Below are 20,642 nucleotides of genomic sequence, written 5' to 3'. Positions count from 1 at the left end.
TGGCTAAACGAACCGAGGTAGAACGGCAAGTGGTAGGCGCGGGAGTATAGCAAAGCAAATAGGGAATTACTACTGCTTAGCTGTTTTTTTGCGCGCCTTTAAGGGGTCGAAGCGGCGGCACCAAAACGCACCGCTAAGATCAGGCCAAATGAGGGCGTTTTAGGTATTCGTGCGACTGCATTTCCTGCAAACGACTAACACAACGCTTAAACTCAAAGTTCAACCGACCACTGCTGTAAAGCTGCTCTATTGGCGCTTCGGCAGAGATGATCAAGGTTACATTACGTTCATAGAATTCATCGACCAGAGCGATAAAACGGCGCGCCGCATCATCATTATGCTGGCCCATCTGCTTAACATTGGCCAACAAAACAGTGTTATAAAGACGGGAGATTTCCATATAGTCGACCTGAGAGCGCGCACTTTCGCAAAGCTGCTCAAAATCAAACATCACGATACAGTCGCTGACCATACGGGTGCCTATCATTCGCCCTTCGATTTCAATCTCTTCATTGGCGCGCCCGGGCTCTGGAGAGAGCTGCTCAAAATAAGCAAAGAGGTTTTTATCCGCCTGCTCATCTAGAGGACTGTGGAAGATCTCCGCCTGCTCGAGCGTACGCAAACGATAATCGACACCTGAGTCTACATTCACCACCTCGGTATTAGCCTTAACCAACTCAATGGCGGGTAAAAAGCGCGCTCGTTGCAGGCCATTCTTATATAACTCATCTGGCACTATATTCGAGGTTGCCACCAAGATGATGCCACGCTCGAACAAGGCCTCCATTAAGCCCCCCAAAAGCATGGCATCGGTGATATCTTGGACGAAAAACTCATCAAAACAGATGATATCCGTTTCACTTTTAAGCTTATCGGCCACCACCAAAAGAGGGTTCTTAACCTCTTGTAATTGCTTTAATTCATGATGCACCCGGTGCATAAAACGGTGGAAGTGCACACGCATTTTACGTTCCGTTGGCAAAGCCTCATAAAAGGTATCTACCAGGTAGGTCTTACCACGACCAACACCACCCCAAAAATAAAGCCCTTTAATGGTCTTCGTGCTATCCTTAGAAAAGAGTCTTGCGAATAAACCGGCCGGCTTGGGTGGTTGCGCGACCATATCATCGAATAGCCTTTGCAGGTGCCTAACGGCATTTTCCTGAGCGGCATCATAGAGAAAGTCGTCACGCTGTAAGTCTTGTTGGTATTTTTGCCAAGGAGTCATGATAGTAACGGCGTACAAAGAGGTAAATTTTCGCGCTATCTTAACACGGCTCATAACAAAGCGTATATTTGGCTAAGAAAGTTTTCAGAAGGGGAAATCTATGTCCACTATTACTTGGATTGGAGTTGTAATCATTATTGCCATTGGCAGCTTCTTTGTTGGTGGCTTGTTTACAAAAAAACGCTTTAAGCAGGAAGAATTAGAGCAACAAGCTGAAAAAGCACAAAACGAGCTGGAACAATATCGCCAGGACGTCGCTGACCACTTGGATAGCACTAATAGACTGATCAATAAATTAAAAGACAACTATGAGCAGTTGGCTCATCATGTGCAGCAAAGCGACCATTTATTGCTGAGCAAAAAGGACCTGGGTGAGAGCCAGCCGTTTTTCTCTAAAGAAACCACGGAACAACTGCAGGCATCATTAAGTCAGCGCCCAGAGCGCCACTCCAGCAACATAGTCCATGACAGCCAGCCGGCCGACTATGCCGCCGGTGAATCCGGACTGTTTCGAGGCGAGAAGAAGGATGTTGAACAAAGACAATCTGCTTGATAAATAAGCAGTCGTTCTACCCTTGAGGAACTAATTTAGCATCCCCATAGTCAGTATAGAAAATAGCTTTATAGGTACCGGGCTGCTTCGCGGCCCTCTCTTTTGGAGTTTGTCTATACTATGAAAATGAAGTTATCAGTTCTCAGTGCCGCAATTTTATCGGCCACATTTTTTATGCAGCCCGGCCTTGCCGAGGCAAAATTACCCGTTGCCGTTGATGGTCAACAACTCCCCACCCTAGCGCCTATGCTCGAGCGCGTAACACCTGGCGTTGTTAGTATTCGCGTTTCCGGCTCCAAGGAAGTCCGTGGTCGTGTCGACCCATTCGACTTTTTCTTTGGTCGCCCTCAGCCTCGCTCGCAAAAGCGCCCTTTTAGCGGCTTAGGCTCAGGCGTGATCATAGATGCCGATGACGGTTATATAGTTACCAACAACCATGTTATCGACGATGCCGAAGAAATGCTGGTGACCTTAGAAGACGGCCGTGAATTTGCCGCCAAGTTGATTGGCGCCGATAAAGAGTCGGATATCGCCCTTTTGCAAATCGAAGGCAAAGACCTGACCGAAATTAAACTGGCCGACTCAGACAAACTACGCGTCGGCGACTTCTCCGTGGCCATAGGCAACCCCTTTGGTTTAAGTCACACGGTCACCTCGGGCATTGTCAGTGCTCTTGGCCGTAGCGGCCTCAATATTGAAGGATACGAAGACTTTATTCAAACCGATGCCGCCATCAACCAGGGTAACTCAGGTGGTGCCTTGGTGAACCTTAAGGGCGAGCTGATCGGCATCAACACCGCCATCCTCGGCGCCTCAGGTGGCAACGTGGGCATCGGCTTTGCCATTCCTTCAAATATGATGAAGAACTTGGTCGATCAGATCATTGAGTTTGGCCAGGTACGCCGTGGCTCGCTGGGGATCTCCGGACGCACGCTGGATGCCGGTTACGCCGAAGCCCTGGATCTTGATGTGAAGCGCGGCGCCATGGTTGAGCGCGTGGTCGAAGACTCGGCCGCTGAAAAGGCCGGTATCAAGGCGGGCGTGTAATCATCAGCGTCAATGGCAATGATATACGCAGCTTCCAGGAGCTACAGGGTAAAATAGCGACCCTGGGCGAAGGTAAGAAAGTGGAAATCGGCCTCTATCGTGACGGCGATGAAATCGAAGTGGACGTCACCCTGGCCGCCGCCGGTGATATCTCCAAAGAAGCGGCGGAAGTGCACCCGGCACTGGCCGGTGCCGAGCTCGAGTCCGGTAAGCGTAACGGCATCAAAGGCGTGATAGTCAATAGCGTCGATCCCCGCTCGGTTGCCGCCCGTATCGGCTTAGAGGAAGGCGATATCATCACTCAGGTGAATCGCCAGCGCGTAGAAACAGTGCGAGAGCTGTCCAGCACCATAGCCGATATTAAAGGCAATATAGTGCTAGTAGTGCGCCGCGGTAACAGCACCTTCTTCGCTCCGATTCAGTAAGCACCACCTCGACTTGCAACAATTCAACAGCGGCGCCCTTGCCGCTGTTGTTACTTCTGTGCCATCATTGTTAGCTCAACAAACTAATAATAATTATTAATTTCGTGCTAAAACAAATCAGATTTGTGCTCGTGCCGCTGCTGAGCGGTTTGGGGCTCGCCTTTATTATGGTGCTGGCCACACCCTCGCTGCGGGATGCCTTACTGCCAATGTTGGCAAGCGACGGCTTTAGCGGCTCACATATGAGCTATGCCACCGCCGTAAAACGCGCCGCACCCGCCGTGGTCACGGTTTATTCCGAACGCATTTCTACTCAACCCCGTTACATGCAGCAACAAAGCACGGTATCGGAAATTGGCTCCGGCGTAGTAATGAGCGCAGATGGTTATATTCTTACCAACTACCATGTTATCAATAGCGCCGATGTGATCATGGTGATGCTCAGCGATGGCCGCCACTTTAGTGATGTGCAACTGGTGGGTTTTGATACCGTCACCGATCTGGCCCTGTTAAAGATAAACGCACAAAGCCTGCCGACTATTCCCATTGATGAAACCTTTTCCCCCCAGGTTGGCGATGTGGTCCTGGCTATAGGTAACCCCTTAAATCTCGGGCAAACCATTACCCAGGGCATTATCAGTGCCACGGGTAAGCAGCGACTCACCGACAGCTCACACTCCAGCCTGTTACAAATGGATGCCGCCATCAACGTCGGTAACTCAGGGGGCGCCCTGGTTAATTCCCATGGCGATCTGGTGGGTATTACCTCGGCCCAGTTTAAAACCCGTAGCAACCTGGATATTCAAGGGATCTTTTTTGCTGTGCCCTACTCCTTGGCCAAAGACGTGATGGATAAGTTGATCCGCTACGGCCGTGTGGTGCGCGGTTATATGGGTATGGATGTCACAGCCGTAGATAAACAAGGGCGCGATGTCACCAATAATAAGATGGCCATTGCCGGCATGCGCATTAATAAGCTCGACCCCCTTGGGCCGGCCTGGCAGGCGGGTATAAAAGAAGGCGATATAGTTATTCGTATGGGTGGCCACTCGGTCAGCAATATACAGCAAAGCCTTGAGCGTATTGCCAATACCAACCCGGGCACCGAGCTGGAGGTTGAACTCTACCGCGATGGCGAACTACATAAGCTTACGGTTACCGTGGCCGAGCTGGAAACTCGCATGTAATGCTATTGATATAAAAAAAGCTGCCATCAGGCAGCTTTTTTTATGTTCGCAGTTAGTCGCTTACGCGCTTGATGTTAGCGCCTAACGCGGTCAGCTTATCCTCGATATGCTCATAGCCTCTATCAACGTGATAGATGCGATCCACACGAGTTTCGCCCTCGGCGATAATACCGGTAAGAATCAAACTGGCCGAGGCACGCAAGTCCGTGGCCATCACTCGCGCACCGCTTAATTTAGGGGTATCACCACAAATGGCGGTATTGCCCTCAAGGCGGATGTCTGCACCCATGCGCTGCAGCTCAGGTACGTGCATAAAGCGGTTTTCAAAGATGGTCTCTGTAATAGTCGCGCTGCCCTTGGCTACCACGTTTAGGGCGGTAAACTGGGCCTGCATATCGGTCGGGAAACCCGGGTGCGGTAAGGTTTTAATGTTGACCGCTTTAAGTTCACGATCGCGCATATCCAGATAAATGGTATTCTCAGTGACCTCAATATGGGCATTGGCTTCGCGTAACTTTTCAATTACCGGCTCCAGGCTCAGATGATCCGTGTTCTTACACAGGATATCGCCTTTAGCCATGGCCGCAGCAACCAAGAAGGTGCCGGTTTCGATACGGTCAGGCAAAATGGAATGCTCGCAACCACCTAGACGCTCAACCCCTTCAATCTCGATGCGGCTGCTGCCGGCACCGCTGATCTTGGCACCCATATTATTCAGGTACTTAGCAAGATCGCTGATTTCAGGTTCGCGGGCGGCATTTTCCAGTATGGTTTTACCTTCCGCCAGGGTTGCTGCCATCAGCAAGTTTTCCGTAGCGCCTACACTCACTGTATCCATAAAGATTTCCGCGCCTTTAAGACGACCATCAACCTGAGCGTGAATATAGCCGTTTTCCACTTCAATCTGTGCACCCATGCGGCGCATGCCTTGAATATGAATATCGACCGGACGGGCGCCTATGGCACAACCGCCAGGCAAAGAAACCTGGGCCTTACCAAAGCGGGCCAATAAAGGGCCCAGGGCCAAGACCGAGGCGCGCATTTGCTTTACCAATTCATACGGCGCCAGGATATTGTCGACCGTAGCGCCATCGACGATAAGCTTGTCGTCTTGCCAATACACCTCGGCACCCAGCTCTTTTAGCAGGGCTTCCGTGGTAGTGATATCGCGTAATTTGGGAACATTGCTAAAGCAGCTTTTAGAATCGGCTAAAAGGGCTGCAAATAGAATGGGCAGGGCGGCATTTTTCGCCCCGGAAATGGTCACCTCACCGCTTAACGGGGTGCCACCTTGAATTATAAAATGATCCATTACTGTGCCTGTTATTGCGGAAGGATAAATTTGCGTTCACGCTGCCACTGTTCTGGCGTAAAGGCACGAATAGTCACAGCATGTATGGTGCCATCTGAGATTTGCTCCATCAGTGGCTTATACACCAACTGCTGTTTTTTGACCGGGGTTAACCCGTCAAAGCAGTCACCCACGGCGATCACCTGATAGTGGGTACCTTCAACTTTAACTATTACTTCTTCGAGCCCTAGCTCGTCTTTCAATAAAGCTTCAACTTGACTGCTTTGCATTACTCTCACTCAAAAATTTTGTCGACCTGACCCAGTTGCATCAACTTTTGCAGCTGTTCAGGGATATGCTGTAATCGCAACTCTTTACCTTGCTTATGAAGCTGCGACAAGCTGTCTAATAACCAGGCCAACCCAGCGGTATCAACGTGACTAACGTCATTTAAATCCAGTGCTACCTTTGTACTGCCACTGGCGAGCAGCTGCTGTACCAAGGTCTTATCGGCAACACTATATCGGGTTAATTCACCGCTAAGTGTAAATTGGTCATCACTTTGTTGTGATAAGGTCAGGCTACTCATTGCCACCTTCACCACGAAACTGAACTGGCAGTTTACTTTTCTTCTCTAGTAAATCAATGACATGTTCAATGCCTTCCTGGCGTAAAATACCATGCAGCTCACTTTGTTTGGCATCAAGCAAACTAATGCCTTCGGCTATCATGTCATAAGCGCGCCACTGATTGCTATTATCCTTACGCACTTTAAAGCCAATATCAATGTCTGGCTTACCCGGATCTTTAATCGTGGTTTTTACCACTACCACAGTATCGCTACCGAACTCTTTCGCACTGTCGAATTCCACGGTTTGGTTGGTGTATTGGGTAAATACCCCGGCATAAGTGGCTACCAGATAATCCTTAAACACATCCATAAAGCGCTTAATATTTTCGATGGCCTGCTTTTTCTCCTCAGGGTCTTCGATATTACGCGCCTTTTGAATATAGCTCGCCAGCACGCGATAAGAGGCATACTTATAATCGACATAAGGAAGAAGCTCTTCTTCCACTATCACTTTTAGATGCTCTTTATCGGCGGCAATCTTGCTTTGGTCATGTTCGATACGCTTAAAGGTTTGATCGGCAACCTGGCGCACCATTTTATATGGGTCGCTTAAATCAACTTCCACCGCCTGCGCCTGAGGGGCTAGCAGCAAAAATAATCCTGCTACGAAACTGAAAACCTTATCCATAACTACCTACTCGCTACCTTGATTGAATAGAAACTGGCCGATTAGCTCTTCCAACACCAAGGCTGACTTGGTATCGGTGATCATATCGCCGTCCTTTAACGCTTTTGACTGCACGCCAAAGATGGCGTCAATTGATAACTCATCATCTTGTTGCGACTCGGCCACAGCATTACCCAAACAGGCCTGCTGCGCTTGGTTGCTGGCAATAACCGGGTTAAGGCCCAAGTATTGCTCACCTAAGATTCCCGAGGTCAAAATCGATACCGAAGTGGCATCGGAAAACTTACATTCATAGGCGTTATCTATGGCCATATAGACCACAGGCACAAACTCACTCGGGTGCACCTGAATGGTTTCAACACGGCCGATAACCACCCCGCCCACCTTGATAGGTGCACGAGATTTTAGTGATCCTATATTTTCAAACTTAGCCTGCAATGAATAAGTGCCATTGCTGCCGCTTAAACCCGCATTGGCTACCTTGAGCGCCAGCATAACAAGCGCGGCAATGCCCAGAGAGACAAACAAGCCGACCAAAATTTCAATTTTTCTCGAATTCATGGTGTTAATCCTTTAGCCGCCAAACATCACGGCGGTCAAAATAAAATCGAAGCCAAGCACGGCCAGTGAAGAATGGACAACGGTTTCCGTTGTCGCTTTGCTGATCCCTTCCGATGTGGGGACGCAGTCATAACCCTTGTACAAGGCTATCCAGGTCACCACTAAGGCAAATACACAGCTTTTAATGATGCCGTTGAGTATGTCTTTCTCGAACGACACCTGCGATTGCATAATTGACCAGAAACTACCGCGGTCAACGCCAAGCCAATCAACGCCGACTAAATGCGCCCCTAAAATGGCCACCGCAGAGAAGATGAGTGCCAGCGCTGGCATGCTGATCATGCCCGCCCAAAAGCGCGGTGCAATAACCCGTTTCAAAGGGTCCACCGCCATCATTTCCAGACTGGTAAGCTGTTCGGTGGCCTTCATTAATCCAATTTCTGCAGTTAACGCACTGCCGGCACGCCCGGCGAACAATAGCGCTGTAACCACAGGGCCTAATTCACGCAATAAGCTCAGTGCCACCAAGGGCCCCAAACTGTCTTCGGCGCCATAATCCACCAACACGGTATGACCTTGCAACGCTAATACCATGCCGATAAACAAGCCGGATACCACAATAATAATCAGAGATAAGAAACCCACCATGTAAAGCTGGCGGATCAGCAGCGGCGTGCCCTTACGAAAGTTAGGCATGCTTATTAAAGCACCTAACAACATATAGGTAGCACGGCCCATAGAGGCGAAGCGGCTCAGGGTTTTATGCCCCAGGCGCTGCCAAAACTCGAGCAAGGCTGACATTATGACATTAACTCCTGTTCATAAGGCTGAGCATCAAAATGAAATGGCACAGGACCATCGGATAAGCCCTGTAAAAATTGCTGCACCAGAGGCGACTCATGCTTGCGCAGCTCATCCGGGCTGCCACAACCTATCACCCCTTTTTCAGCGATGATAATCACGTGATCGGCGATGCTCATTACCTCGGGCACATCATGAGTAACGATTAAGGACGACAGCCCAAGAACATTGTTAAGCGAGCGGATCAACTTCACTAGCACGCCCATGGAAATAGGGTCTTGCCCGGCGAACGGCTCATCGTACATGATGAATTCCGGGTCCAGGGCGATGGCGCGCGCTAGTGCGGCACGACGGGCCATGCCACCAGAGAGCTCTGCGGGCATTAAGTCTTTAGCACCACGTAAACCCACGGCTTGCAGCTTCATCAGGACGATAAGACGGATTAATTCTTCGCTTAGCTGGGTATGTTCACGCAGCGGAAAGGCGATATTGTCGTACACCGACATATCGGTAAATAAGGCGCCGCTTTGGAACAGCATGCTCATTTTCGTGCGCGCCTTGTATAACGCTGCGCGATTCATGCTGGGAATGCTTTGACCTTGAAAAAGAATATCGCCACTATTTGGCTTGAGCTGACCGCCGATCAGCCGCAGCAAGGTGGTTTTACCTATACCACTGGGGCCCATAATGGCAGTGATCTTCCCCTTGGGAATGGTTAGGCTCATATTCTGATAGATAACACGCTCCGCGCGTTTGAAGGTAACATCCTTGATTTCAACGATTGGTTGCGACAAGTCGCTCTCCCACTATTCTTCTATCATGTGACCCGACATTTTAAAGTTTTTTTGCGCCGAGGGAAAAAAGAATCTGTAAAAATTTGTAAGATCATTCAACAAAGCTGTAATGACGACAAATTAGGTGCGTTTTTTTACACAATTACAACGGCTTTTGATACTATTTGCGCCAGTATTTTTTCTAACTCATTGGCTTTGCACTCATGCTCACTTCTTTTGCCATTCTCGTCGCCGGTTTTGTCGCTCTCGTTTGGAGTGCTGACCGTTTTGTCTTTGGCGCCGCGGCTTTGGCACGCAACCTTGGCGTACCCGCTTTAATCATAGGTTTAACCGTAGTCGCTATGGGCTCTTCCGCCCCGGAAATGATGGTGTCGGCGTCAGCGGCGCTGGCGGATAAAACCGATACTGCGGTCGGTAATGCTGTGGGCTCAAATATAACCAATATTCTGCTGGTGCTGGGTATCACCGCCCTGTTGCGCCCGCTGTCAGTGTCCTCGGTAACACTTAAACGGGAAATGCCCTTGGTTTTTGTGGTCTCTGTGGCCGCCTGGTACATGTTTACCGACAACTATTTCTCCAGTGTAGAAGGCTGGTTGCTACTGGCCGGCTTTGTCGCCTTTATCGCTTTTCTTATCGTTATTTCACGCCAGCACAAGAATACTGAAGACGACCCCTTTGTCAGCGAAGCCTGTGATGAAATCCCTAAAGACGTAAGCACCAAAACCGCCTCACTGTGGCTGGTTGTGGGCCTGATACTACTGCCGGTCAGTTCGCATTTTATCGTTTCTTCGGCGGTGGAAATCGCTCAATTCTTTGGTCTTAGCGACCTGGTAATCGGCCTCACCATTATCGCCATTGGCACCAGTTTGCCAGAGCTTGCCGCCTGTGTGGCCGGGGTGTTAAAAAACGAAGACGACCTGGCCCTGGGTAATATCGTCGGTTCAAACCTATTCAATATCCTTGCCGTGCTTTCTCTTGCTGGCATTCTTAACCCTGCTGTGATTGACCCGGCTGCAGCCAACCGCGACGCCCTGGTGATGATAGCCGCGACCATAGTATTAATTGCCATGAGTTTGAACTTTCGTGGTGCCAGACGCATCAACAGGTTAGAAGGAGGCATGTTGCTGGTCGCATTTTTTGCCTACCAAGGATATATTTTTAGTCAGATAGCATAGAGTAAGCGTATATGACACAAAGCTACATCGCTTCCGCCCAGCGGGTGATAGAGACAGAAGTTCTTGCCCTTCAAGAACAGCTACAACATCTGGACGAGCAGTTTATTCAGGCCTGTGAGCTAATGAAGGCCTGCGCCGGACGCATTATCGTGGTCGGCATGGGCAAGTCAGGTCATATCGGCAACAAGATAGCCGCCACCCTGGCCAGTACAGGCACCCCGGCCTTTTTTGTGCACCCGGGAGAAGCCAGTCACGGAGATTTAGGCATGATCACCGCCCAGGATGTGGTTTTATTGATCTCTAACTCCGGCGAGACTCATGAGATTGTCAGCATCATCCCTGTGATTAAGCGCATTGGCGCAACCTTGGTGGCCATGACAGGCAACGCCCAGTCAAGCATGGCTACCCTGGCGGATCTGCATATCTGCATCGGCGTTTCTCAGGAAGCCTGCCCCTTGGGCCTGGCTCCCACCGCCAGTACCACGGCCACTTTAGCCATGGGCGATGCCATCGCCGTTGCCCTGCTCGAAGCCAAGGGCTTTACCGCCGATGACTTTGCTTTATCCCACCCCGGCGGCAGCCTGGGTAAACGTTTATTGCTAACGCTTAACGACGTTATGCACAGCGGCGATAGCGTACCGCGTTCGCATCAATCACAAAGCATTAAAGAAGCCTTGTTGGAAATTTCCAGCAAGGGCCTGGGCATGACGGCTGTTATAAACGATGAGCAACAACTGGTTGGACTCTTTACCGATGGCGACCTGCGCCGAGTGCTAGAGCAACGCATCGATATCCATAGCACCGCCCTGCTCGAGGTAATGACACCAAATTGCACTACGGCCACCGCTAATATGCTGGCCGCCGAGGCACTTAATATCATGGAACAAAAGCGTATCAACGGTCTGATCGTCATCGATCAGGATAGTCGCCCGATTGGCGCCCTGAATATGCAAGACCTACTGCGTGCAGGAGTGCTCTAATGCAATTTTCCGATTTGTATCAGCCCATAGAGCAAGATGCCTGGCAAAGAGCGCAGGCGGTAAAATTGCTTATCTGCGATATCGACGGCGTGTTTTCCGACGGCCGTATTTATTTGGGCAATCAGGGTGAAGAGCTCAAAGCCTTTAACACCAAAGACGGCTTTGGCATTAAGGCGCTGCTTAATAGCGGTACTCAGGTGGCGGTGATCACCGGCCGCCAGTCACAAATAGTGCAAACCCGCATGGAAAGCCTGGGCGTCCCTTATATTTATCAGGGCCGTGAGCATAAACTCGATGCCTATGCCGAACTCAAGCAAACCCTTAGTCTGAGTGATGAGCAGGTTGCCTATATAGGTGATGATGGCCCTGACTTGCCGGTAATGGAAAAAGTAGGTTTTGCCGTGGCCGTTAATGACGCGCACCCCTTGGTAAAGCGCGTTGCCCACTACACTACTATGCTGCCAGGTGGCTTTGGTGCGGTGCGCGAACTCACCGACCTGCTGATACTGGCCAAGGGCGGCAGCCTGGGCACCGAGGGCACCAGCTCATGAATATGGCGCGGGTGCTGATATCCATCGTTTTTATTGCGCTTATGGCCTGGCTATGGGCGCCCTATTATATGCAATCGGAAAAAACGGTAAAAAGCAGCAGCGATGCCATTTCTATCCCGGATTATATTGCCACCGGACTAAGACAAAGCAGCTATAACGATCAGGGGGCGTTAAGCCACACCGTCTATGCTGAACATATGGAGCTCTTCGACGAGCTGGGTTTTACCCACTTCAAGAAGCCGGTATTTACCCTCTATAACGACGGTGAACGTTGGCGTGTAACCGCCGATGAGGCGACGCTCTACAATAATAATATTTTGATCTTGGAAACCAACGTCATCGCCACCAATTTAATACCAGGGGCAATGATCGAAAAGGTCCAAGCAGCAGCTATCCAAATAGACATTGATGCCCAACGTATGGAATCGGAACAAAGTGTTGAGCTCAGGGGGCCGGATCTACTGATCACAGGTCAGGGCTTGAAAGCGGATATCAATACAGAGATAGTGGAACTAATAAAACATACGCGAACGGTATATTATGACCAGTAAATTCAAAGCATTAATCATAGGTTTGGGGTTCGGACTAGGCGCTGTAAATGCCTGGGCAGAGCAACCAGCCACGGTGACGGAAGTACAGATCGACGCCGATAAGCAGCAGGCGCTGATCAAAGAAAACATCACCATTTTTGATAAAAATGTGCACATTGTTCATGGTCAACGAGAAATCAAGGCGGATCGCCTTGAGGCCCACCGTCGCCCTGAGTTAGGTGATAACAAGCAGCTGCTTATTGCCACCGGCAACCCGGCCATCTACAGTGAAACCATGGACGATGGTACGCAAATCACCGCTTCCGCTAAGGAAATCCGCTACGATGTAGCCACGCAAATGCTACAGATTTCCGGCACCGCCAAAATTGCCATGGCCGATCAACAGATCGTCGCCGAGACGATCAGCTATGATATAAACAAGCAGCTGATCAGTGCCGAAAAAGATAAAGATTCGAGCACCCGTGTAAGAACCACGCTCACACCGCAAAATGACGAGCAAAAAGAGAAGGGACAACCATGACCACGCTGAAGGCGCAAAAGCTGGCAAAAAGCTATAAAGGCCGTGAAGTGGTCAAGGATGTGGGCCTGGAAGTCAAAGCCGGCAGCATAGTCGGCTTGCTTGGCCCCAACGGCGCCGGTAAAACCACTACCTTCTATATGATTGTGGGTCCTGGTACCAAGCGACAAGGGTGTGATCAGCATCGATGAGCAGGATATCACCCTGCTGCCCATGCATTCACGCGCCCGTTTAGGCATAGGTTATTTGCCGCAAGAGTCTTCTATTTTCCGTAAATTAACCGTCTATCAGAACCTGATGGCTATTTTGGAAACCCGTAAGGACCTGGATAAAAGCGGCCGTGAAAGCGAGCTCGAAGGTCTGCTGGACGAATTTAATATTCAGCATATTCGTGAGTCATTAGGCATGGCCCTGTCCGGCGGCGAACGCCGTCGTGTGGAGATTGCCCGCGCCCTCGCCGCTAACCCGAAATTTATTCTGCTCGACGAACCTTTTGCTGGTGTTGACCCTATTTCGGTGCTAGATATTAAGAAAATCATTGAACACCTCCGCAACCGTGGTATTGGCGTTCTTATTACCGATCACAATGTGCGCGAAACATTAGATGTATGTGAAACTGCCTATATCGTCTCCCATGGCGAGCTAATCGCATCAGGAACTCCCCAACAGGTATTAGCAGATCAAACAGTACGCGATGTGTATTTAGGTGAGCAGTTTAGACTTTAATCACAAAAGGATTGTTAGAGTACATGAGGCAATCATTACAGCTGCGTCTAGGCCAGCAATTAACAATGACCCCACAATTGCAGCAGGCTATCCGCCTGTTGCAGCTCAGTACTTTGGATCTCCAACAAGAAATTCAAGAAGCGCTTGATGCCAACCCCTTGCTCGAAATCGAAGAAGAGCATTACGGCGATAGTGACCTGCCACGCGATAAAAATTCGGCGGCCGACAGCGATAGCGACATTCAAAGCAATAACAGCACAAGCAATCAGGACGAAGTTGAAAGCGGCGACGCCCTCAACAATGACTCGATCAGCGATGAGCTGCCCATGGATGTGTCCTGGGACGAGTACATCAGTGCCGCCCCGGTTGCATCTGGGCCCATGCCCGATGACGAGTCTATTTACCAAGGCGAAACCACAGAAACCCTGCACGATTACCTGATGTGGCAATTACGCCTCACCCCGTTTAGCGCCATAGATGAAGCCATTGCCACCGCGATTATCGAAGCCATCGACGACAACGGCTTACTTACCGTTAGCACCGAAGACTTGCTCGAAAGCATCAACCATGATGAGCTGGAAGAAGAGATTGAACTCGACGAAATAGAGGCCGTGCTTAAGCGAGTTCAAATGTTTGATCCCATTGGTATTGGCGCCCGCTCACTACAAGAGTGCTTGTTGATCCAGCTCAAGCAATTTTCGCCTCAAACCCCTTGGCTTAACGAGACGAAAGAGGTAGTTTGTAATTATATTGATTTGCTTGGTAACCGTGACTACCGCACCTTAATGAAAAAGACTAAGCTTAAAGAAGCCCAGTTGAAAGAGGTGATGACACTGATACACAGCCTGAATCCCAAACCCGCCGCGACCATAGTGCGCGAAGAGTCGGAGTATGTGATCCCGGATGTATCGGTGAAGAAGGTCAAGGGTCGCTGGAAGGTGGAATTAAACCCCGACAGCATGCCGAAGATACGTGTCAACGATCACTACGCATCCCTGGGTCGCAACTGCAAATCACAAAGTGACAGCCAATTTATTCGCTCTCACTTGCAAGAGGCAAAATGGTTTATAAAGAGCCTGGAGCAACGCAATGACACCTTACTTAAAGTAACTAATTGCATTGTTCAGCAACAACAGGCATTCTTTGAACATGGCGAAGAAGCAATGAAGCCAATGGTTCTTAACGACGTTGCAGAAATGGTGGAAATGCACGAGTCAACAATCTCTCGTGTTACCACACAAAAATACATGCACACGCCACGTGGGATCTTTGAGTTAAAGTACTTTTTCTCCAGCCATGTGAATACCGAGAATGGAGGTGAATGCTCATCCACAGCGATTAGAGCATTGATCAAAAAGCTAGTAGCCGCGGAAAATCCTGTAAAACCGTTAAGCGATAGCAAGATTACCGACATACTAGCAGAGCAAGGAATCAAAGTGGCTCGACGAACGATTGCAAAATATCGTGAATCGTTGGCCATACCACCGTCAAATCAACGTAAAAGCTTGATATAGACGTTAGACAAGAAGGAAAATGCTTATGCAATTAAATCTTACCGGTCGTCATGTAGAAATCACAGACTCTCTTCGCAACTATGTAAATAGTAAATTTGCCAAATTAGAGCGTCACTTTGACCACATTAATAATGTGCATGTTATTCTTGATATCGAGAAACTCACACAAAAAGCAGAAGCAACACTTCATGTAAACGGCGGCGAACTGTTTGCCACCGCAGAGCATCAGGATATGTACGCGGCGATCGATGGCTTAATTGACAAATTAGACCGCCAGGTAATCAAACATAAAGAGAAATTGTCTCGTCATTAAAATGAGCTTAGATTTACTTTTTTCCAAGGACTGCAGCAAGGCTGCGGTCCTTTTTAATAGCAAAAAAAGAATGTTGGAATACCTCTCTCAGGTAGCACACCAACATATCCCCCACCTCAGTGAGCAAGCTATACTGGATTCCCTTCTGGCTCGTGAAAAGCTTGGCAGCACTGGCATAGGGAAAGGGGTTGCCATTCCACACGGTCGCCTTGAAGGCATAGAGAATACCCTGGCCATTATCGTCACCAACCGTGAAGCCATCAATTTTGACGCCATCGACAATCGCCCCGTTGATATTTTTGTGGCGCTGCTTGTACCAGGCGATCAATGCGATCAACATCTCAAGACCTTGGCGAAAATTGCTGATAAACTTAAAGATAAACAATTCTGTAAGCAGCTAAGATCGGTCACCAGTGACCAGGAACTGTACCAGTTAATGGTTGCCTAAGGCGCCACACTGTAAGTTCGACTGAAAAGTTCGACTGAGAAGTGCGATTGATAAGTTCGAGTGTTTAACTTTAATGCCAGCATATGGCTCGGCAAGGGGTGGATAAATGGATTTGATTATTGTCAGTGGGCGCTCCGGTTCAGGTAAATCCGTCGCCCTGCATGTACTTGAAGATCTCGGCTACTATTGTGTCGATAATATCCCGGTCAACCTATTGCCCGCCCTGGTGCGCAGCGTTTCCGACAATTACGATAAAATTGCCGTCAGCATAGACGTTCGTAACCTTCCCAAAGAAGAACAAGAATTCAGCGATATCCTAGGTTACCTACCAGAATTTTCACAACCGACGCTGTTTTACCTCGACAGTGACGAGCAGACCCTGATCAAACGCTTTTCAGAAACCCGACGCCTGCACCCGCTGTCGATGCAAAACCTGCCTCTGGACTTGGCCATCCGCGAAGAAAAACAACTACTGGATGTGTTGATCACTCACGCCAACTTTATCATTGATACCAGTGAGTTAAGTGTTCACCAGTTGGCCGAGATGATACGAGAAAAGGTACTGGGTAAAAAAGATAAGCAACTGCTTATCACCTTTGAATCCTTCGGTTTTAAACACGGCATCCCAAAAAATGCCGACTATGTGTTCGACGCCCGCTTTTTACCTAACCCACATTGGGAGCCGGAACTTAAGCCCTTAACCGGCCTAGACCAACCGGTCAAAGACTACCTTGCCAGCCATAGCATAGTGCAAAAATTTACCTGGCAAATTCAAACCTTCGTGCAAACCTGGTTACCTCATTTAGAGCGTAATAACCGCAGCTATCTGACCATAGCCATAGGCTGTACCGGTGGCCAGCACCGCTCTGTGTATCTGGCGCAAACTTTGGGCGAGCGCTTTATGGACTCTCACCCTAACGTGAAAATCCGCCATCGCGAGCAGGAGGGCTAGACTTGATGGAAGCCACCTTTGTTATTCAAAACAAGCTGGGGTTGCACGCCCGTGCCGCCTCACAGCTGGCACAATTGGCAATGAACTTTGATGCTAAGATCACCCTGTATCAGGGTGAGAAAAGCGCCGAGGCTGACAGCGTCCTCGCCTTACTCTTGCTCGAAAGCGGCCAAGGCAAGGAAGTCAAAGTGGTGTGCGAGGGCAACGACGAAGAAGGTGCGCTGGCTGCCATTGGGCAGTTGATAGCAGAAAAGTTTCACGAACAAGAATAGCTCCCTCATTTACCTTTGGTATCTTAGTCTGAGTTAAGGTAAACTTACTAAGCGCTTGTAAGTGCTCGCTTATCGGTGCGTTTCTTCCATTTTTATCGACAAGGGAAGCCTATGCCTGAAGCCTATGAACAAGAAAATCCGCTGCAACCACTTCAAGAGATCACTGAAGCACTCAATAGCGGCCAATTTGTTCATGTACGTCGGCTTCTAGCAAAAACAGCGCCCTGTGACACCGCCCTTTTACTCGAATCATCGCCGCATAAAACCCGTTCCAAGCTTTGGGCCTTAGTCGACCCCGACGTTCAGGGTGACGTGCTCGAAGAGCTGTCTGAAGACGTGCGTCTTAGCATTATTGCGCGCATGGAGCCGGAGCACATTGCCGCGGCGACCGAGGACATGGACGACGATGATCTCGGTGAAGTACTGCGAAGCCTGCCTGAGCCCGTTTATAAAGACGTAATCGAGGCGATGGACAGCCAGGATAGAGACAGGGCAACCACGGCGCTGTCTTATCAGGAGCGCTCGGCCGGGGCCTTGATGAACACGGATACCGTGACCATACGCCCGGACGTATCCATCGATGTGGTGTTGCGTTACCTGCGCCTTAAAGGCGAATTACCCGAGGGCACGGATGAGCTCTACGTGGTCGATAAAGACAACTGCTTTTTGGGCTCACTACCACTTACCGCCTTGTTAACCAATATGCCCGATGCCATAGTGCGCGAGGTAATGGACGAGGAATGCGAAGTCATTCCCATTAGCATGGACGAGTCGGAAGTGGCACAACTGTTCGAACGTCATAACTGGATCTCAGCCCCGGTAGTGGATGATCAAGCCCATCTGCTCGGTCGTATTACCATCGATGATATCGTTGACGTTATCCGTGAAAGTGCCGAGCACAGCATGTTAAGCCTGGCCGGTCTTGATGATGAAGAAGATACCTTTGCGCCGGTTGTGAAAAGTACTAAGCGACGCTCTATCTGGCTGGGTGTAAACCTGCTTACCGCCATGTTGGCGGCCTTTGTGGCCAGCTTTTTCGAAACCACCCTGGGTATTTTACCCTTCTTAGCCGTGCTTAACGGCATAGTGCCGTCCATGGGTGGCGTTGCCGGCTCGCAGACCCTGACCCTGGTTATTCGTGGCATGGCCCTAGGCCATGTCAATGAGACCAACCAAAAGTTCCTACTGACCAAGGAGCTGGCCATCGGTGCCTTGAACGGCGTGTTGTGGGCGATACTCATAGGCAGTGCCATTGCCCTGTGGAAATGGGATATCACCATAGGTCTGGTGATTGCCTTTGCCATGTTTATGAACCTGCTGGCCGCCGGTATCGCCGGTGCGGTGGTCCCGCTTATTCTCAAGCGCATGAATATAGACCCGGCCCTGGCGGGTAATGTGGTATTGACTACGGTCACGGATATAGTCGGTATATTCGCCTTCCTCGGCACCGCGACCTGGTTCCTTATCTAGCCAAACGAGCCGTATCACAAAGACAAGGCCCAGATTTATCTGGGCTTTTTCGTATTCTCTCAAAGCTCATTATTACGCAGCTCGGGAATATCCGTCAGGTATTGCACAAACTCCACTTCAAAGCCCGCAGGGTCCATGAAGTACACATTACGACGATAGGGATTATCCATCCCGTCTTTGGCAATAGCAAAGCCCGCCTGCTGCAAGCGCTCTATCACCCCATCGATATCCTGAGTGACATAGGCGAAATGCGCCAAGCCGGGTTGATGCCCTTCCAGATCACGATTAACCCCCTCGCCGTTATCGCTCAGGGCAATGTAGTGGTAGTCATCACCAAAGTGCAGCCAGTTGCGCGGTTTACCGGACCAGGTACCTTCTCCCTTGCTGCGTACCTGCCAGTGCGGGAAGGCGGCACGATAAAAACGCAGCGACTCATTGATATCCGTGACCACTAAATTTACATGCTCTAAGTACATAGCTCTCTCCTAATTTGTTTTTCATTTTTTAACTTAGGAAAGACTTTAAAACCTCAACTTAAGTTAAGGTAAAGCGCAAAATGAAAAAAAGCGCCCATCAGGCGCTTTAAAATTATTCGAGGAATAGATGCTTGAGTTACTCGCCGGCTATCTGCATTTGCTCAATAAGCACTGAGCCTGTCAGCACACCACCGCGCGGGTCGATGTCACCACCTATGCCGACTATGGCCTTAAACATGTCTTTCAGGTTACCGGCTATGGTAATTTCACTCACCGGATACTGAATTTCGCCGTTTTCAACCCAGAATCCGGCAGCACCACGGGAGTAATCACCTGTCACTGTATTAACGCCCTGACCCATCAGCTCGGTCACCAATAAACCACGACCCATCTGCTTCAGCAGCGCCTTTAAATCCTGGTGCGTTTGTTCCACCAGCCAGTTATGAATGCCACCGGCGTGACCAGTTGCCGTCATACCCATTTTGCGGGCAGCATAGCTGGCCAGAAGATAGGTTTTTAGCTCACCGCCGTGAATAATTTCACGGTCCTGAGTTTTTACCCCTTCTGAATCAAAGGGTGACGAGGCAAAGCCTTTAAGCAAGTGCGGGCGCTCACTAATATTAACTATATCGCTGAACACCTTAGTATTTAGGCTATCAAGCAAGAAGCTGGATTTGCGATACAGGGCGCCACCACCAATGGCTCCTACCAGGTGGCCAAACAAGGAGTTAGCCACATCGGCACGGAAAATCACCGGTACCTTCATGGTGCCCAGCTTTTGGCTATTTAATCGCGCCAGGGTTTCGCTGGCCGCTTCCAGGCCCACTTCGCTGGCCGCCTTTAAACCGCTTTGTTCACGAGCTATGGTGTAGGCCGAGTCGCGTTGCATTTGCTCCCCTTCCTGACCTATCACCATGGTGCTTATGCTATGGCGGGTACGCGGGAAACCAGCCAGCATGCCATGGCTGTTACCATATACGCGCAGGCCCTGATGGCTGCTAAAACTGGCGCCATCGGAATTCACTATGCGCGGGTCGAAGTTTAGCGCCGCGTGCTCCGCTTCCTGACAAATTTCAATGCCTTGTTCCGGCGTTACCTGCCAAGGATGATAAAGGTCCAGATCCGGCGGGCTCATTTCTAACAATTCGGCATCGGCCAAACCATTGCAAGGGTCTTCCGAGGTGTATTTGGCAATTTCAATGGCCTTTTCCACCACGGAACGCAAGGCTTGTGGACTTAGGTCTGCGGTTGATGCCGAGCCCTTTTTATTACCCACATAAACACTCACACCTAAGCCACCATCTTGGTTAAATTCGATGGTCTCGACTTCGCCCAAACGGGTGCTCACCGACAAGCCGCTGGTGCTCGACATCGCCGCTTCGGCCGCCGTGGCGCCGAGCTTTTTGGCCTGCTCTAAGACTTCACTGACGGCCTCTTTTACTTCGTCGATTTGCTGGTAAATCGCCGCAGATTCGTTTTCTTGCATAATTCGTTTCGCTCTTGAATCTAATGACCCTAGCCTACCACAAAGCCTCACACTAATTTAGCGTC

The 20,642-nt window shown here is 49.8% G+C and carries 23 protein-coding genes and 2 pseudogenes; 15 read left to right on the top strand and 10 right to left on the bottom strand.

Translation table 11 applies throughout. The features are described from left to right. Positions 1–139 precede the first annotated feature (139 nt). Positions 140–1,228, bottom strand: coding sequence for a cell division protein ZapE (zapE, locus tag C2M17_RS06655; protein WP_105200294.1), 1,089 nt, complete (start codon positions 1,226–1,228; stop codon positions 140–142). A gap of 100 nt (positions 1,229–1,328) precedes the next feature. On the opposite strand from zapE, the gene C2M17_RS06650 reads away from it, so the two are divergent. The 3 genes and pseudogenes from C2M17_RS06650 to C2M17_RS06640 all read left to right on the top strand — a co-directional run bounded on the left by C2M17_RS06650 (position 1,329) and on the right by C2M17_RS06640 (position 4,440). After that, positions 1,329–1,781 carry a YhcB family protein gene (locus C2M17_RS06650; protein ID WP_105200063.1) on the top strand — a complete coding sequence of 151 codons (453 nt, stop codon included), beginning with the start codon at positions 1,329–1,331 and terminating at the stop codon, positions 1,779–1,781. Between the two features lie 120 nt (positions 1,782–1,901). Further along, a pseudogene (locus tag C2M17_RS06645) lies at positions 1,902–3,253 on the top strand (DegQ family serine endoprotease). 104 nt (positions 3,254–3,357) lie between these two features. Then, positions 3,358–4,440: a trypsin-like peptidase domain-containing protein gene (locus tag C2M17_RS06640; RefSeq protein WP_105200062.1), complete on the top strand. Its 1,083-nt coding sequence runs from the start codon at positions 3,358–3,360 to the stop codon at positions 4,438–4,440. A gap of 52 nt (positions 4,441–4,492) precedes the next feature. On the opposite strand, the gene murA is transcribed toward C2M17_RS06640, so the two are convergent. The 7 genes from murA to C2M17_RS06605 are packed head-to-tail and all read right to left on the bottom strand — an operon-like array spanning position 4,493 to position 9,146. Continuing rightward, positions 4,493–5,752 carry a UDP-N-acetylglucosamine 1-carboxyvinyltransferase gene (murA, locus tag C2M17_RS06635; RefSeq protein WP_105200061.1) on the bottom strand — a complete coding sequence of 420 codons (1,260 nt, stop codon included), beginning with the start codon at positions 5,750–5,752 and terminating at the stop codon, positions 4,493–4,495. Between the two features lie 11 nt (positions 5,753–5,763). Beyond that, on the bottom strand, positions 5,764–6,021 hold the full coding sequence (locus C2M17_RS06630) for a BolA family protein (protein WP_105200060.1): 258 nt from the start codon (positions 6,019–6,021) through the stop codon (positions 5,764–5,766). Positions 6,022–6,026: 5 nt separating this feature from the next. Continuing rightward, a complete protein-coding gene (locus tag C2M17_RS06625; protein WP_105200059.1) occupies positions 6,027–6,320 on the bottom strand; it encodes an STAS domain-containing protein in 294 nt (97 codons plus the stop codon). Further along, complete coding sequence (locus C2M17_RS06620; RefSeq protein WP_105200058.1) at positions 6,313–6,990, bottom strand: MlaC/ttg2D family ABC transporter substrate-binding protein; 678 nt, start codon at positions 6,988–6,990, stop codon at positions 6,313–6,315. The genes C2M17_RS06625 and C2M17_RS06620 overlap by 8 nt, the downstream gene beginning before the upstream one ends. Before the next feature lie 6 nt (positions 6,991–6,996). Continuing rightward, positions 6,997–7,551: an outer membrane lipid asymmetry maintenance protein MlaD gene (gene mlaD, locus C2M17_RS06615; protein WP_105200057.1), complete on the bottom strand. Its 555-nt coding sequence runs from the start codon at positions 7,549–7,551 to the stop codon at positions 6,997–6,999. 12 nt (positions 7,552–7,563) lie between these two features. Beyond that, complete coding sequence (mlaE, locus tag C2M17_RS06610) at positions 7,564–8,352, bottom strand: lipid asymmetry maintenance ABC transporter permease subunit MlaE (RefSeq protein ID WP_442792512.1); 789 nt, start codon at positions 8,350–8,352, stop codon at positions 7,564–7,566. After that, positions 8,352–9,146, bottom strand: coding sequence for an ATP-binding cassette domain-containing protein (locus C2M17_RS06605; protein ID WP_105200056.1), 795 nt, complete (start codon positions 9,144–9,146; stop codon positions 8,352–8,354). Before C2M17_RS06605 ends, mlaE begins: the two co-directional genes overlap by 1 nt. A 203-nt stretch (positions 9,147–9,349) precedes the next feature. On the opposite strand from C2M17_RS06605, the gene C2M17_RS06600 reads away from it, so the two are divergent. The 12 genes and pseudogenes from C2M17_RS06600 to mgtE all read left to right on the top strand — a co-directional run bounded on the left by C2M17_RS06600 (position 9,350) and on the right by mgtE (position 18,615). Next, complete coding sequence (locus tag C2M17_RS06600; RefSeq protein ID WP_105200055.1) at positions 9,350–10,321, top strand: calcium/sodium antiporter; 972 nt, start codon at positions 9,350–9,352, stop codon at positions 10,319–10,321. Between the two features lie 11 nt (positions 10,322–10,332). Continuing rightward, on the top strand, positions 10,333–11,301 hold the full coding sequence (locus C2M17_RS06595) for a KpsF/GutQ family sugar-phosphate isomerase (protein WP_105200054.1): 969 nt from the start codon (positions 10,333–10,335) through the stop codon (positions 11,299–11,301). Further along, positions 11,301–11,852: a 3-deoxy-manno-octulosonate-8-phosphatase KdsC gene (gene kdsC, locus C2M17_RS06590; protein ID WP_105200053.1), complete on the top strand. Its 552-nt coding sequence runs from the start codon at positions 11,301–11,303 to the stop codon at positions 11,850–11,852. Before C2M17_RS06595 ends, kdsC begins: the two co-directional genes overlap by 1 nt. After that, complete coding sequence (gene lptC, locus C2M17_RS06585; RefSeq protein ID WP_105200052.1) at positions 11,849–12,403, top strand: LPS export ABC transporter periplasmic protein LptC; 555 nt, start codon at positions 11,849–11,851, stop codon at positions 12,401–12,403. Before kdsC ends, lptC begins: the two co-directional genes overlap by 4 nt. Continuing rightward, on the top strand, positions 12,393–12,923 hold the full coding sequence (lptA, locus tag C2M17_RS06580) for a lipopolysaccharide transport periplasmic protein LptA (protein WP_105200051.1): 531 nt from the start codon (positions 12,393–12,395) through the stop codon (positions 12,921–12,923). Before lptC ends, lptA begins: the two co-directional genes overlap by 11 nt. Further along, a pseudogene (gene lptB, locus C2M17_RS06575) lies at positions 12,920–13,646 on the top strand (LPS export ABC transporter ATP-binding protein). The gene lptA and the pseudogene lptB overlap by 4 nt, the downstream one beginning before the upstream one ends. A gap of 23 nt (positions 13,647–13,669) precedes the next feature. Next, the gene (locus tag C2M17_RS06570; RefSeq protein WP_105200050.1) at positions 13,670–15,160 is read left to right on the top strand and encodes an RNA polymerase factor sigma-54; all 1,491 of its coding nucleotides are present in this window, start codon (positions 13,670–13,672) and stop codon (positions 15,158–15,160) included. 25 nt (positions 15,161–15,185) lie between these two features. Beyond that, the gene (gene hpf, locus C2M17_RS06565; RefSeq protein WP_022945550.1) at positions 15,186–15,473 is read left to right on the top strand and encodes a ribosome hibernation promoting factor; all 288 of its coding nucleotides are present in this window, start codon (positions 15,186–15,188) and stop codon (positions 15,471–15,473) included. A 1-nt stretch (position 15,474) separates the two neighbouring features. Next, positions 15,475–15,921 (top strand): PTS IIA-like nitrogen regulatory protein PtsN, encoded by a 447-nt coding sequence (gene ptsN / locus C2M17_RS06560; RefSeq protein ID WP_105200049.1) that lies wholly within the window; start codon positions 15,475–15,477, stop codon positions 15,919–15,921. 106 nt (positions 15,922–16,027) lie between these two features. After that, entirely contained in the window at positions 16,028–16,873 is an 846-nt protein-coding gene (gene rapZ / locus C2M17_RS06555) for an RNase adapter RapZ (RefSeq protein WP_105200048.1), read from the top strand. Positions 16,874–16,878: 5 nt separating this feature from the next. Then, positions 16,879–17,145 (top strand): HPr family phosphocarrier protein, encoded by a 267-nt coding sequence (locus tag C2M17_RS06550; protein WP_105200047.1) that lies wholly within the window; start codon positions 16,879–16,881, stop codon positions 17,143–17,145. A 111-nt stretch (positions 17,146–17,256) separates the two neighbouring features. Continuing rightward, positions 17,257–18,615 (top strand): magnesium transporter, encoded by a 1,359-nt coding sequence (gene mgtE / locus C2M17_RS06545; RefSeq protein WP_105200046.1) that lies wholly within the window; start codon positions 17,257–17,259, stop codon positions 18,613–18,615. Positions 18,616–18,674: 59 nt separating this feature from the next. Here the strand turns inward: mgtE and C2M17_RS06540 are convergent, their stop codons facing one another. Together C2M17_RS06540 and pmbA are read right to left on the bottom strand one after the other, a co-directional pair. Then, complete coding sequence (locus tag C2M17_RS06540) at positions 18,675–19,091, bottom strand: VOC family protein (RefSeq protein ID WP_105200045.1); 417 nt, start codon at positions 19,089–19,091, stop codon at positions 18,675–18,677. Positions 19,092–19,227: 136 nt separating this feature from the next. Beyond that, positions 19,228–20,577 (bottom strand): metalloprotease PmbA, encoded by a 1,350-nt coding sequence (gene pmbA / locus C2M17_RS06535; RefSeq protein WP_105200044.1) that lies wholly within the window; start codon positions 20,575–20,577, stop codon positions 19,228–19,230. Positions 20,578–20,642: the final 65 nt, after the last annotated feature.

Source organism: Pseudoalteromonas sp. T1lg10, from assembly GCF_002964545.1.
Lineage (GTDB): Bacteria > Pseudomonadota > Gammaproteobacteria > Enterobacterales > Alteromonadaceae > Pseudoalteromonas.
The sequence above is the reverse complement of the archived record's forward strand: the minus strand, read 5'-3'. Positions and strand labels throughout refer to the sequence as shown.